This window comes from Actinomyces ihuae (genome assembly GCF_001457875.1).
In the GTDB taxonomy this organism is placed as follows: domain Bacteria; phylum Actinomycetota; class Actinomycetes; order Actinomycetales; family Actinomycetaceae; genus Pauljensenia; species Pauljensenia radingae_A.
The window spans coordinates 739900-752266 of sequence record NZ_CZPX01000005.1 but is presented as its reverse complement, the minus strand read 5'-3'; the positions used below and the strand labels follow the sequence as shown (position 1 = coordinate 752266).

General features: G+C 57.7%; 15 protein-coding genes. 1 reads left to right on the top strand and 14 read right to left on the bottom strand.

What is annotated here, in order from left to right; all coding sequences use genetic code 11:
- Positions 1-142 precede the first annotated feature (142 nt).
- The 7 genes from BN3002_RS07960 to BN3002_RS07930 all read right to left on the bottom strand — a co-directional run bounded on the left by BN3002_RS07960 (position 143) and on the right by BN3002_RS07930 (position 6347).
- Positions 143-520, bottom strand: coding sequence for an HNH endonuclease (locus BN3002_RS07960; RefSeq protein ID WP_058237405.1), 378 nt, complete (start codon positions 518-520; stop codon positions 143-145).
- Between the two features lie 139 nt (positions 521-659).
- Positions 660-1118, bottom strand: a complete 459-nt coding sequence (locus BN3002_RS07955) for an ArpU family phage packaging/lysis transcriptional regulator (RefSeq protein ID WP_058237404.1) — start codon at positions 1116-1118, stop codon at positions 660-662.
- Complete coding sequence (locus BN3002_RS07950) at positions 1109-2482, bottom strand: SNF2-related protein (RefSeq protein ID WP_058237403.1); 1374 nt, start codon at positions 2480-2482, stop codon at positions 1109-1111. Before BN3002_RS07950 ends, BN3002_RS07955 begins: the two co-directional genes overlap by 10 nt.
- Positions 2463-2741, bottom strand: a complete 279-nt coding sequence (locus tag BN3002_RS07945) for a VRR-NUC domain-containing protein (protein WP_058237402.1) — start codon at positions 2739-2741, stop codon at positions 2463-2465. Before BN3002_RS07945 ends, BN3002_RS07950 begins: the two co-directional genes overlap by 20 nt.
- A gap of 140 nt (positions 2742-2881) precedes the next feature.
- Positions 2882-5143: a phage/plasmid primase, P4 family gene (locus BN3002_RS07940; RefSeq protein WP_058237401.1), complete on the bottom strand. Its 2262-nt coding sequence runs from the start codon at positions 5141-5143 to the stop codon at positions 2882-2884.
- Complete coding sequence (locus BN3002_RS07935; RefSeq protein ID WP_048708031.1) at positions 5140-5577, bottom strand: DUF7768 domain-containing protein; 438 nt, start codon at positions 5575-5577, stop codon at positions 5140-5142. Before BN3002_RS07935 ends, BN3002_RS07940 begins: the two co-directional genes overlap by 4 nt.
- Complete coding sequence (locus BN3002_RS07930) at positions 5574-6347, bottom strand: phage antirepressor (protein ID WP_048708034.1); 774 nt, start codon at positions 6345-6347, stop codon at positions 5574-5576. Before BN3002_RS07930 ends, BN3002_RS07935 begins: the two co-directional genes overlap by 4 nt.
- Positions 6348-6503: 156 nt before the next feature.
- Here BN3002_RS07930 and BN3002_RS07925 point away from each other — a divergent pair, with 156 nt between their 5' ends.
- Positions 6504-6686, top strand: coding sequence for a hypothetical protein (locus BN3002_RS07925; protein WP_058237400.1), 183 nt, complete (start codon positions 6504-6506; stop codon positions 6684-6686).
- A 3-nt stretch (positions 6687-6689) separates the two neighbouring features.
- Here the strand turns inward: BN3002_RS07925 and BN3002_RS07920 are convergent, their stop codons facing one another.
- The 7 genes from BN3002_RS07920 to BN3002_RS07890 form a co-directional block, all read right to left on the bottom strand.
- The gene (locus BN3002_RS07920) at positions 6690-8657 is read right to left on the bottom strand and encodes a DNA polymerase (protein WP_058237399.1); all 1968 of its coding nucleotides are present in this window, start codon (positions 8655-8657) and stop codon (positions 6690-6692) included.
- A gap of 77 nt (positions 8658-8734) precedes the next feature.
- A complete protein-coding gene (locus tag BN3002_RS07915) occupies positions 8735-9292 on the bottom strand; it encodes a DUF2815 family protein (RefSeq protein ID WP_082628603.1) in 558 nt (185 codons plus the stop codon).
- Positions 9293-9307: 15 nt separating this feature from the next.
- A complete protein-coding gene (locus BN3002_RS07910; RefSeq protein ID WP_058237398.1) occupies positions 9308-10444 on the bottom strand; it encodes a DUF2800 domain-containing protein in 1137 nt (378 codons plus the stop codon).
- Positions 10431-10844: a hypothetical protein gene (locus tag BN3002_RS07905; protein ID WP_058237397.1), complete on the bottom strand. Its 414-nt coding sequence runs from the start codon at positions 10842-10844 to the stop codon at positions 10431-10433. Before BN3002_RS07905 ends, BN3002_RS07910 begins: the two co-directional genes overlap by 14 nt.
- Positions 10841-11077 (bottom strand): hypothetical protein, encoded by a 237-nt coding sequence (locus BN3002_RS07900; protein ID WP_058237396.1) that lies wholly within the window; start codon positions 11075-11077, stop codon positions 10841-10843. Before BN3002_RS07900 ends, BN3002_RS07905 begins: the two co-directional genes overlap by 4 nt.
- Before the next feature lie 5 nt (positions 11078-11082).
- Entirely contained in the window at positions 11083-11772 is a 690-nt protein-coding gene (locus BN3002_RS07895) for a sigma factor-like helix-turn-helix DNA-binding protein (RefSeq protein ID WP_058237395.1), read from the bottom strand.
- 351 nt (positions 11773-12123) lie between these two features.
- A complete protein-coding gene (locus BN3002_RS07890) occupies positions 12124-12267 on the bottom strand; it encodes a hypothetical protein (protein WP_257525579.1) in 144 nt (47 codons plus the stop codon).
- Positions 12268-12367: the final 100 nt, after the last annotated feature.

The following is a 12367-nucleotide window of genomic DNA, read 5'->3' as shown; positions in this document are numbered from 1 at the left end:
ACCCGTGAACGAGTCGTAGAGATTCGACGGCCCTACCCCTCGTCAGGCTTTCGACGGTGGCTCGTGTTCGGCAAACGCCAGGCGGGTAGGCATCTTTGAGGTTCCAGATGATCGTCGCGCCAACGGGCAACGTGTGGGCTCGTCAGTAGGTGTAGACCCGAGGTTGTTGCCTCCACCTGTCGTCATCCAAGGCTGTCCGCCTGGAGTGGCAGGGCTTGCACAGGCTTCGGAGGTTGTTGAAGTTGTGGGTGCCGCCGTGTTCAACCGGGAGAACGTGGTGGACTTCTTGCACCGGCGTGTATCGCCCAGCCTCTAGGCAGTCTTCGCAGAGCGGGTGGGCGGCGACGTAGGTGGCGCGGATCTTGCGCCACCGTGAGCCGTAGCGGCGGTTGATCTTCGGATCCCGTTGATACTTCCGATACCGGGCGTCTTCTGCCTTCGCGTGGGCGTCGCAGTAGCGTTCGTGGGTGAGCTCGGGGCAGCCAGGGTGGGAGCACGGGGAGGCGGGTTTGACTGGCATCGCTGGCTCCTTCCCCCTGGATGTGGTGAAGCCCCAAGTTCCCGTGTGGGTTCTTGGGGCTTCTCCTAGTTTTCAACCACTTATATGTTCTCACACCGATATGCGGTTTTCTATCGCATGTTTCGGATACCGGCTAACGCTAGAGCTGTCCATATAAGGCGGTGGCGAACCTGTCGAGGGCCCGGTTCTTGCGCCGATAGACCGTGTCACGCTCGACGTAGAAATGGTCGGCGATCATCGATACCTTCTCATCTTGTGTCCCCTCGCTGAGGAAGAAGCCTTCGAGGATGAAGCGGTCGTCTTCAGCGATGACTTCCCACGCAGGCAAGAACCAGTCCATGTACTGGCGGGCCTGTAGGTAGCGAGCCTTGTAGGCGTCGATTCGCTCAATGCTCGCCACGATCCGATTCTCCGAAGCGCGGAGATCGCCAGAAGGTGGTGTGCCGTCCATGCGTGGGGATGCTGGGCTTGCCGCGTCAGCGTAAGCCGTCTTGATCTGCTCGTCGGTACTCTCGATGATCTGTTCCATCACCGCATAATCCTGTAGCGCTGCGATCGCGGCTTTCCTTGTGTCGAGGTATTTGGTCATCACATGCATGAGCTTGTTCTTTCAGTGGTTGTAATTTCTGCTGTGACCGCGTCAATCAACGCAGCCTGAGTAGCGTCTTTCGCATCAAGAGCTTTGAGAACGGTTTCATCGAGCGTCCCTTCCGTAACAAGATGCGTGATCGTCACAGGTTCGGTTTGTCCTTGCCGATAAAGCCGTGCGTTGGTCTGCTGGTAAAGCTCCAAGCTCCACGTGAGCGAGAACCACACCAGCAGATGCCCACCTGATTGGAGGTTCAGCCCGTGGCCGGCCGACGCGGGGTGGATCAGCCCAAGCGCAATCTCGCCTCTGTTCCACGCCTCGATATCCGCGCTCGTTTTCAGTTCGCGAGCCTGCGGGAAGCGGGAGACGATGCGTTCGCGGTCATGGGTAAACCAATAGGCCACCAATAACGGGCTGCCGTTGGCAGCCTCGATGAGGTCTTCGAGGACGTCGAGCTTCCGCTCGTGAACCGCCGTCCACTGACCATCACCGGTGTAGATCGCGCCCGACGCCAACTGCAGCAACTTGCCCGACAATGCAGCAGCATTCGCAGCGTCGATTGTCGCCTCACCGAGGTCGAGGACAAGATCAGATTTCAACTGCTCATACACGCGTCGTTCTTTCGGATACAGCACCACAGGCATTGTCGTCACCGTCAGTTTTGGTAGCTGCAGGTGGTCGGTGGTTCTCATCGACAACGTCATGTCACCAATCGCCGCATAGATCTCATCCTCAGCACCCACGCGGGGCTTATAGGTGAAGATCTGCATCCCATTACGCTTATCGGGCACAAACCAGCGCTCGCGATAACAAATAATGAAACGGCCCAAACGATCCCCGCCGTCGAGGAGCCGGAATTGTGCCCATACATCCATCAGCCCGTTCGACGCTGGCGTTCCGGTCAGGCCAACCCAGCGCTTGACGAAGGGTCGCATTTTCACCAGCGCCGTGAACCGCTTTGCTCGGTGGTTTTTGAAGCTGGAGAGTTCGTCGATGATAACCATGTCGAACGGCCAGCTCCCCCCGAGTTGGCTAATGAGCCATGGGATGTTTTCACGGTTGATGACGGTAACCATCGCAGACGCCGCGAGAGCGTTCAGCCGGTCTTGCTTGGTGCCAACAGCGACCGCGACGGTGAGCCCATCAAGGTGATCCCACTTCGCTATTTCGGCGGGCCAGGTATCACGGGCTACCCGCAGTGGTGCGATGACTAGGACTCGGTGGATGGTGAAGTAGTCGAGCATGAGCTGCCAGATCGCCGTCAACGTGATCACCGATTTGCCCAAACCCATCCCAAGGAAGATTGCGGCCTCGTGATGGTCGATGATGAACTGGGTCGCCTGCCGCTGGTAGTTATGCGGCTGATAGTGCATCAAGCACCTCCTGTATGCCGTCAACCGAATCAACGACCAAAGCGGTGAAACCTTGGTAGCGGAGTTGATTCATCCGGCGCACCTGGATTGGCCTGGGTTGTTTACCTGGTGCTTTGAGCTCAACGAAAACTACGCGGTTTCTCATCAGGCATATCCGGTCAGGTACACCCGTGGTTCCAGGGCAGACAAACTTCCAACACAAGCCGCCAGAGGCTTCAACGGCTTTCTTCAGTTGGTGTTCTATGGTTCGTTCGTTCATGGTCACTCCTTGAATGGTTTCTCAAGGGGTGCAGAGTGGTGCAGGGTATTTCCTAACCTTTTACATAGAGAAAAACACCATGTAATTTCACATGCGTAAGGTAGGAAAACGGGTTGCACCGGTCTGCACCCTCATAACTTTCAGCTGTTGAATTCACTGGTCAGGGCCAGCCCGTAGACGCGGATACCGGACTTGGTTTTCTTGCGCTCGAATCCTGCTTGTTCGCATGCGGCGTTGAAGTCGACCATCGGGCGCGCCCATCCTGAGGTGTTTTGCGCCCACGCCCGATACGTCTGATAGAGGTCACCAGCCCTCTCCGATAATCCGTCCTCGACGTCGCACGAGTCCTCAAGGAACTGCGAGAACCAGTCGTTATCCTCCTTATATGCTTGCGAGGCTTGAACCACCTGAGGCGGGGCTTTGAGCTTGTAGCCCTCAGCATGAATGAGGCGCGCTCCCTCCATGATCCAGGAAAGGATTGCTCCGCCAGCGTGTTCGTAGAGGTGGTCGGCATAGTTCTTCACATCCGTGTCGCCTTCGATGGTGGCGTTGAACGGGATGACGATCAGACGCCGCCAGATGCCTGCGTCCATGGCTCCCACACGCGGCAAATGGTTCGTGTACAAGACCAGCGTGTGGGAGGGGGTGAAGGCGAAGGGGTCCTTGAACTTTTTCTCTGCCGAGATCTGATCGGTCGAAGCCAGCTGTTTGACGTTCGAGGTTGATAGGCGCATGCCTTCTTCGGTTTCAGCCGCGATCAAGAGACGTTTGCCTCTGGCTTCGGCGAGTTCGGGTTTGACGTTGCGGCGCACCCCGACCGTGAGCGCATCTGCTGAGATCGTGCCCGAATACGTCCCCAACACGCGGGCGATGGTGTTCCAAAACGTGGATTTGCCGTTTCGTCCGTCCCCGTAAGCGATGACGAGCGCTTCGACGAAAACCTGACCGATAGCCGCCAACCCCACAATGCGCTGCACGTAACCAATCAACTCAGGATCTGCTTGGAAGAACACGTCGAGCGCGTCGGCCCAGATCTGTGCACCCTCCTCGCTGGGGCTGACAGCGGTCTGCTTGGTCAATAGATCGACAGGGTTGTGCTCGTGGCTACTACCGTCGCGCAGATCCCAGGTACCTGCCGGGGTGTTGAGCTGGTAGGGGTCGACGTCAAGGTCACGGATACGCACCTGCAAGATCGGCCCGGCTTCTTTCAACGTGGCCGTGATATTGCGTGACAAACGCCGAGATAGAACAAACTTGTGGTAGTTCTTTGCCTCATCCCACGCTCGAAACGCGGTCGCTTGCACAGGCGTGAGCTTCGCGATGCCGCGGGCTTTCGACGAGGCGGAGGCCATCACGAGATCTGCGCCGGTTGCCGTCATGGTCTCCCACGTCGATGCGATCAGACGGTCGGCTTCTTCCAGCTGGCGGGAAGTCAATTCCTGAACCACGCCCTGTGCGGATAAGTCGTTCTCATCCCACACGCCATGGTCGTAGACGAGCCACTTGGTAGCCAGTGAGTAGCGGATCTTGTTCGCATACTCGCCAGCCAATGTGTCTGCCTGACCTACATCGGAAAAATCATCCGGACGCAAACCCGCCAACGCCTCATACGCCTCAGGCGGCAGATAGCCTGGATCAGCAGCAACCTTCGAAGCAAACCTGCACGCGCTATTCCAAATCGTCTGTAATTCGCCCTCGCTGAGCGGTGGCTCGCAGAGGTTGGCTTTGCGGTCGAACAAGTCACGCGCCTGGTCTGTATCGCCGTAGCGGATGAGGACCCTGCCTGCGAAGCGTGAGAGTGTAGCGTTACGTGAGCCCTCACCAATGACCAAAGTGCTTTGATCGAAGGCGGCGAACACGTCGATCTCGTCAGCCGCATCAAGCCATGCATCGAGGAGCTGATCACCTTCATGCACCGTCACTACCGCGTTCGACGCCCCGTAGATGAAACGTCCTGCATCCAAAGCATTACGGTCGAAGAAGGAGAACCGTGATGCGAGGCGGTGCTTGAGCCCCGCATAGTCGTCTGCGTCGCGTATTTCATGTATTGGGAAGTAGACGTGGAAACGCGGCCTGGCCGACACCACGCCCTTCGGTTTCTGGTGATTACGAGACGTGGCGGTCATGAACTCCACACCAGCCATCAACTCGGCGAGCTTCTCCGGGGTGACCCACTCGGACTCGGTGTCGGTGTGATCGTTGTCGATATCCATCACCACGCAATCCGAGGAGATGAAGGCTGCAGTTGAGCGGCGATCATTCACATACGTGGCAGCCACGTGATCAAAACCCGCGACCGCGCTCAGCGAGGCCGCGTCAGCGACGATGTGCTGGTTCGGGTAGTGGTTATTGTTCTGCACACCTGTAACCGTGGCAGCAAACAGAGTGAAGGACGTGGTCATGGCGTGACCTCCTTGAAATCAGAATCGAAATACTTAATCGGCAACTCGAGGTCGCGCGCCCACCCGATCTCTAAGCGCATACCAGGGCTCACGCGTCCGACATATGCCCACAGCGCTTCGCACTTGGCGAGCAACACCCTGTTGAAAAACATCGCCAACTCACGCTGATCGGGATCGGCGTCGTCCATGAACTGGGGATAGTGCAGATGCGGAGCGAACGGGATCTTGCCCGCGCTTACTGCAAACCCACAGAATTGACGGGCGAGCTCAACGTTCGCCTCGGTGTCACCTGAGTAGGGCGAGCAGATATAAACCAAGGGTCGGTAACCGAATAGTTCGCGCTGGAGCTTCTTGAGCGCGTGGTAGCTCGTCAGGTCCAGATAGCCTTCGGTGTTCTTCTTCGAAAACCCAATATCAAGAGTCGCGACAGTCATGCTTGCACCTGACTTTCACGCTCAATCACCGGGAGAATGCCGAGCTGGTTCTTGAGCAGGTCGTAGATGAACAGACGTCCCTTCTGGGTCCAGTACATGTGGGTGCGGGTCTGGCCTTCGCCGTATTCGTGGGTCTTGGACTGGGTGTATCCCTGCTCGGCGTACTTCGCGTACAGGAACCACCGGCCCGACTGATGGAACTGCACGCGAGCATCACGCAGGATCCGGTTGAGCTTCTTCGCGGAAAGTCCGTAGTCCTTCGCAATCGCAGTCGTCGTCAACAACGAATCCGATTGCAACACAACGTCGTAGTACGAGACTTTCGGTTCCGCTTCGAGCAGGGCTTGCTCTGCTGCCAGGCGCTTGGCCCGTTCGGCCCGCAGAGTGGCGATGGCATGCTCCAGGAATTCATCGTCAGCGAGTAGTTCGTCGTATGCGTACATGCCGTGGCGGCGAATCGTCGGTAGCACTTCATCGAACACCCAGGCTTCGAACTTCTGTGCTGCCGGGAGCTTTGAAGAGATGATGAGGCGATAGAGGTCACCTTCGGTAATGAAGGTGGCTTCTTGTTCGCGTCCCATGGCATCGACGATGGGGTAACGTTTTAGACCCCCATCGGCGCGAGCATGATCGCGTACTGCCTTGCTGGCGTTAACGTAGCCGAGCGCAGTGGCGACGTCCTTCCCACAAAACAGCGTCTGGCCATCATTGGTGATGGTGCGGATGGTGCCGAACACGTCGTTGGTGAATGTTTGAATCTGGTTTCCCATGGCGGGGTTCCTTCCCGAGACCCCGTCGAGAAAAAGTCGTGCCGGGCGGCACAAGGAGTTAAGGGCCTCACCCCACTGCCGACGAACCTAAAAGTGTTAAATCCATGCAGGGTATACCCCGCAGACAAACAGTGCTACACGAGCGATCATGGAGATATGGGTGAGATTGATAAAGCCACGGTGTGGGCGATGGCAATGTGCATGCGTCTCTTTGCGTTCTTGGAATACTTACACGATCTTGACAACGATCCAGCGCCCTCTGCTGCGAATCAGCAGATCGCCGCGTATCTTCGAGAGTTCATGGAAACCGACCCGAAGCTGCTGCTCGGCGACGAGTAGGAGTTAGTCCTTGCGGTAGTAATCGCATTCGTAGCCGTCGGCGTCGAGTGGGAGCCCTGCTGCCCAGTCGGGCGGTGTCGTCATGAGCTCGCACGCGTCAGCAACGGTGAAGCCCGAATCTGTGGGTTCGTCGATAACGATTTCGTCGTGAACATGCATCACAATCTGGTGCCCTGCCTCGGCGACTGCGTGCATGCCAACCACGAGCAGATCACGAGCGATCGCCTGCACGATATTCTCAACCAACTTCCCTCCGTAGGTTTCGAGATGTCCCCATTTTCTGGCGGTGGTGGTGCCGGTGTAGGTGATGGATGTGCCGCCCCAACGGTTCTCCCCAAGACGCGGCTGCACATACGCAAGTCGTCTGTCTGAGGGGAGTTCGATGAAGAGAATCCCGGACTCGACGGTAAATCGCAGATTCCGCAGCCGGATCGGCTGGCGCAACGTGATTGCAGCGATAGCGGCTTCTTCGACGTCTGCCCAGAGCTGCACGACGTGTGGGTTAGCTTGCCGCCAGGCGTCCACGATCGGTTTGAGCTCATGCTTGGCTAAACCCATGGTGAGTGCTCCCATGCGCTCCAAAGCGCCCGTTGAGCCGCCAAAACCACAAGCCAAAACTGCTAATTTTCCTTTCTGCCGAAGCTCACCATTAACGCCGTGTTTTTCGACTGGCACTCCGAACATACGGCTCGCGGTTTCGCAGTAGAGGTCTTTACCTTCACGGAAGGCTTGAAGGGTGGTGGTTTCTCCTGCGAGCCATGCGATGACACGTGCTTCAATTGCAGAGAAATCAGCAACGATGAACCTGTGCCCAGGTGAAGGGATAAACGCGGTACGGATGAGTTGGCTGAGGGTGTCGGGCACGGACTCGTACAGAAGCTCAAGGGCATCGAGGCTGCCTGTTCTGACGAGCGATCGGGCTTGGTCAAGATCAGGCAAATAATTCCTGGGGAGGTTCTGGACTTGGACGAGGCGTCCGGCGAAACGTCCGGTACGTCCTGCGCCGTAGAACTGGATGAGCCCACGTGTACGGCCATCGGATCCTGCGACGTTTTGCATGGCCTGGTATTTCTTGACGCTTGATTTCGCTAGATCGCCGCGAAGTTCGAGGACTTCTTTCACCTCACCGGTCGCAGTATCGAGGGCTGCATCGACGTCGGCTTTGGTCAGCGATTCGAGTTCGCAGCCGTGCTCGCTCAGCCATTGTTTGAGCTGGATCGGCGAGTTCGGATTCTTCAACCCAGTCAATGTCTGTGCCCGAGCGAGTGTCGCGTTGCGGTGGTGCTCGTCCACGGCAACGGCATTATCGACGAGCGTGTGGTCGAGAAGAATCCCGGCATCATTAATGCGTTGGTCGAGGGCGTAGGTGTCCCATTCGGCATCGGGCATCGGAAAAGACGCCAGTCTGTCGTGGATGGCTTGTTCGACTTCGACGTCGCGCCGGTTGTAGTCGATAAACCGTGCCCAGCCGGTCGGGTCAGCTGATGGTGGGTTCCTGTGTTTGCCGCCGTTCAGGACTGAGGGTGTGGCGGGTGTGCAGAACTGCTTGATCAGCTTGCGCCCCGCAGAATCTTTTTGGACGTCAAGCTTCAAAACTGTGGCTACTGCATCGAGGCTCATCGGGATACCAAGGTAGGCCGACCAGATCATGGTGCAGCGCCACTGCCTTGGGCCAAGAAACCCATCAGCGAGAAGCTCGGGATGATGAGTGCGTAGCCAAGCGGACAAGCAGACTCGCTCGAAGGCGGCGTTATGCGCCCACTTGACCACACCCGAATCCACTAAAGCCGCTAGAACCTCATCGGGCAGGGTCTCGCCGCTGGCAAGATCCACTATTTCGACTGGGCCGCCGTCAATCGAATAGCCGAACAGGAGTAGCTCGAAGTCTGGGTGCTCGGCATACGGGTAAACGCCCGCCTTGGCGAGCTGAACTGGACTGAAAGTCTCGATATCGCAGAAGAGTGTTCGCATGACGGGGTTCCTTTCACATAGAAGAAAAGTGGAGGGAACCAACAAGATGTGCTGATTCCCTCCACGTGTGGGGATGGTTAGTTCAGGAAGTCGTCATCAGCGGCGAAGGCACCGAAGTCGGTCTCAGCGGAAACTCGTCCACCGCCAAGGCTCTCGCCGTCACGGGTCTTTTGGATATTGCCGAGTCCGCAGGCGATGCCTCGGTTGCCATTCGTGTTAAACGCATAGAAACTGAGGCTGACACGGGCATAGCAGCCGGAATACACCTCGGCGCGGTCCAGGATCGGGGCGACGCTCTGATCGACGATCTGCGGAGCGGTCAGGGAGTTGGCGTTGAGGAAGTAGGCGCCCTTGTAGGCTTCGTCGTCACGCTCAATATCCCCATCGCGCAGCGGCAACTTGAGGGCGGCCTTGTTGGGGCGCTTGCCACCAAACTTGGCCGTCCCGGCCTCGATGGCTGCATCCACGGCCTTCTCGATCGCCGCAATCGTGGCAGTATCGGACTTCGGGATAATTAGGGAGACGGAGTACTTCGGTTTGCCTCCCTGGATGGAGTTCGGCTCCCACACGTGTGCGTAGGATAGGCGAACTTCGCCGGTCACAATACGAGTTGTGTTAGTCGTTGACATAATCATTCTTCTTTCTACTCGTTACTTGTTTGGTTGAAAATCGGTGGCCGCACTCACCAGGTCAAGCGCTGGCCGTTTATCGGATGTAGGAACCAACGTAGGTTTTCCTGCAGGCTTGGTCACGAGATCACCGAGGACCTCGTTGAAGGCGGGTTTACCCATGAGGCGTTCCATGGCTGTGAGGGTGATGAGCTTGCGATCCCAGATGTCCCTATATCCAGCCGCCTCAGCCGCTGCAGCGACATCGGTTTCGGAGGTGTATTTGCGTATCGACCGTCCGGCTACGAGCTTGAACCCCTCAAAGACCACTCCCTGGTTGACGGCCTTCGACAGGGCGTAGGCCTCCACATCCGCCGCCCAAGTTTTGAGCTGCGGAATCCTTGCCAGCACGTCAGCGATCTCTGTATCGCTAAGTTCTGCTGGTGGGGCGAACTCCAACCTGGCCAGCGCAAGATTGGCTTCAGCTCGTGCCCGACACGTGGGTGCAATCTTGCAGAACTGACACCACGAGCCCGGACAAAACTCGCCCTCGCCAGCCGCTGCCAGCTCAGCCTTCGGTTTCACTTCCGCTTCGGCCCAGTGCTCGAGTTCAGTGACGGGGATTTCCCAGGTGTCGACGTTCGCCCGGCGCGGCTGGTAGATCGTCACCGCTACGCGCTCGATGTCGTACAGGTCGCCGAAAGTGTGAAGGGCTCCGAGAGCGTAGAGCATCAACTGGGGATTACGCTCAGCCTCAACCAACACACCTTGCCCGTACTTCAGATCAATGATCTGCAAGGTGGGTTCAGCGATGATCACACAATCCCCGGTGCCAAAACCTCCCGGCACCACATGGGAGAAGTCCAGGTGCTGCTCGATCAGCACCTGCGGATCACCACAGGCCTCCCGTGCGATCGAGACGTGCTCCTGGACGAAGGCGACGTAGTCGTCAGTCAAGGTTTCCATCTCGTCATCGATCCAGGCCGAGACAGGCCGCTTCGAGCGCTGCTTGAGCGCCCTGCGGAGTTTGTGTTCAGCCAGTGCATGGGCGGCGGTGCCTTGCTCGGCAGCCGCAGACGTGGATTCTGGCTCATCGGATTCGAGCCGAGCGGAGGGGGTGCAGTTGAGCCACCTGTGAGCACCAGAAGCAGAGAGGAGTGCGTGATCAGACGGTGCCATCAGCAATCTCCTTCGCTCGATCCAGCAGCCAGCCGAACTTCGCCGGATCCACCGCTGAGAGCTTGTCCGCACCAGCCTCGACGATCAGCTCACGAACCTTTGCCGTGTGACCTTGCGTTGAGAGCTCGGAAAGAAAAGCACGTACTTCTTCCAACGTCACCGTCGGTTCAGGTTCAACCTCTGGCTCGTCCGCAAGTAGTTCTGGCTGGGCGTGCGTGGCTGGGATGGTTTCGAAGGGTTCCTTGATCTGCAAGGCAAGCTCCGGGCGTTCACCAGGCATTCCTGCGTGGTCTTCGAAGCTCTCCTCAACGATCTGCTGAGCCCGCGCAAGCAAATCGGCGAGCGACCGCATCGTCTGATTTCCATCACGAATGAAGGCGTTAATTTCCGGCATCATCATTTGGATTCACCCGCCTTGAGAGCATCAGCCAGGGCCATGAGGTCATCGTCGCTGTTTTCGGTGATGTCGATCTGCTTGACCGAGTCACCGGGAACGAGAATCATGACTTTGCGTGGGGTACCAAGCAGTAGGCGCATGAGCCGTTCACGCAGCGTCACATTCTTGGTGGCGACGATTCCGGGGTCGTCAGGGATATGCCGGGCAATATGAAGCTTGAGACTATGTCGAGCCATCGGGCTTACCTTTCTTCCTCATTTGTGGGAGCAGCCCGGTTGGCTTCTCCCTTCACCCCACTGCCGACACCACCGAAAGTGTTAAATCGGGCCTCCTCAACCGCCTGCCGGATCAGCGGTTTTACCTCTGCCACCAGCTGCGATACCCGAGCACGGGTCAACCCCATATCGCGCGCCACCTGTGCCTGATTGAGCTTGTCGGTTGCAAGCAGACGCGTCATCACCTCACGATGCTGAGGATCCAAAGCAGCGATGACGCCACACATGACCTTGAGCTCAAGGACGTGCTGGGCGTTGTCTTCACGTTCAATGACCTGGTCTTCAGCGCTGATACCCGGTGAAGCAGGGTCAAGATCGATCTCGAGCATCTGCTCATACGAAAACGGTGCGTTGTTCGGGACGCGGCATCCACGTCGAGGACCGCACCCAGCCCCACACGTACATTTCTTCTTACCCTTGCCGCGATCGGCGCGAACCGCCTTATGCGTGGCCGTTTCTTCTGCGTTCCACAACTCGTCCAGAATCTTCTGCGGTGTGCAGGGCTTAACCTGGTCGAGCGGAACACCAGTAGCGGCGGCGCGTTGCTGGCGGTCGGTTGCGATCATGAGAGCGAACTCGCCAGGGTCAAAGTCGAAAGTGTCAGTGATGGACTCGTTCTTGTTGTTATCTGCTTCGTGCCTGAAGGTGACCTTCATCGAAGGATCTCCATTTCTCCGGGAATCCCGGTGATTTGGAGACCTGATCTGTTTGGCTCAGATCACTGGTGAGAACTACTTGGAAGACGACAAAGGCGAGCCACCCCACATACCCCTCAGTGAAGAAGGGTTGGGTGAGGTGACCCGCCGAGCGCTCCCAGAGCAGGTCTCACTAGTGATTTGTTTGTCTAACCCCACGGCCTGCACCCGCCATAGGGCTTGCTCATCCGCCAGATGAGCTCCCGAACAATCACGCTCAGGCTTGGAGAACGTCAGTACCGGTGGCCACCAGCGCTACCGTCCCCACCCACCCGGCCCGCACTGTGTCGAAACCGAGTGGGCTGTGTACGGCTACTTGCCGCGCTTGAGCGGCTTAGTCTGCGCCAACGCCGAAGCGGCAACAGACTTCGAGTCCTTGCCATAACGGCCATTGGTCAGAATCTTCGACGCCTTGGACGCCACCTTCGCGGACGTCTGCTTACGGTTCCTCCCCATGTGCTTCACCTCCTTCGCTCTTGCTACGACACCCACCATCACTTGATGCGTGTTCATGAGCGTTAGCGCGAGTCGGCGTGCGATAATGAGATAGAAGTTG

What these genes read in the sequence shown, in the direction of transcription:
- BN3002_RS07960 (WP_058237405.1), bottom strand. Translation starts at nt 520, where the DNA reads ATGCCAGTCAAACCCGCCTCCCCGTGCTCCCACCCTGGCTGCCCCGAG.
- BN3002_RS07955 (WP_058237404.1), bottom strand. Translation starts at nt 1,118, where the DNA reads ATGCATGTGATGACCAAATACCTCGACACAAGGAAAGCCGCGATCGCA.
- BN3002_RS07950 (WP_058237403.1), bottom strand. Translation starts at nt 2,482, where the DNA reads ATGCACTATCAGCCGCATAACTACCAGCGGCAGGCGACCCAGTTCATC.
- BN3002_RS07945 (WP_058237402.1), bottom strand. Translation starts at nt 2,741, where the DNA reads ATGAACGAACGAACCATAGAACACCAACTGAAGAAAGCCGTTGAAGCC.
- BN3002_RS07940 (WP_058237401.1), bottom strand. Translation starts at nt 5,143, where the DNA reads ATGACCACGTCCTTCACTCTGTTTGCTGCCACGGTTACAGGTGTGCAG.
- BN3002_RS07935 (WP_048708031.1), bottom strand. Translation starts at nt 5,577, where the DNA reads ATGACTGTCGCGACTCTTGATATTGGGTTTTCGAAGAAGAACACCGAA.
- BN3002_RS07930 (WP_048708034.1), bottom strand. Translation starts at nt 6,347, where the DNA reads ATGGGAAACCAGATTCAAACATTCACCAACGACGTGTTCGGCACCATC.
- BN3002_RS07925 (WP_058237400.1), top strand. Translation starts at nt 6,504, where the DNA reads ATGGGTGAGATTGATAAAGCCACGGTGTGGGCGATGGCAATGTGCATG.
- BN3002_RS07920 (WP_058237399.1), bottom strand. Translation starts at nt 8,657, where the DNA reads ATGCGAACACTCTTCTGCGATATCGAGACTTTCAGTCCAGTTCAGCTC.
- BN3002_RS07915 (WP_082628603.1), bottom strand. Translation starts at nt 9,292, where the DNA reads ATGATTATGTCAACGACTAACACAACTCGTATTGTGACCGGCGAAGTT.
- BN3002_RS07910 (WP_058237398.1), bottom strand. Translation starts at nt 10,444, where the DNA reads ATGGCACCGTCTGATCACGCACTCCTCTCTGCTTCTGGTGCTCACAGG.
- BN3002_RS07905 (WP_058237397.1), bottom strand. Translation starts at nt 10,844, where the DNA reads ATGATGATGCCGGAAATTAACGCCTTCATTCGTGATGGAAATCAGACG.
- BN3002_RS07900 (WP_058237396.1), bottom strand. Translation starts at nt 11,077, where the DNA reads ATGGCTCGACATAGTCTCAAGCTTCATATTGCCCGGCATATCCCTGAC.
- BN3002_RS07895 (WP_058237395.1), bottom strand. Translation starts at nt 11,772, where the DNA reads ATGAAGGTCACCTTCAGGCACGAAGCAGATAACAACAAGAACGAGTCC.
- BN3002_RS07890 (WP_257525579.1), bottom strand. Translation starts at nt 12,267, where the DNA reads ATGGGGAGGAACCGTAAGCAGACGTCCGCGAAGGTGGCGTCCAAGGCG.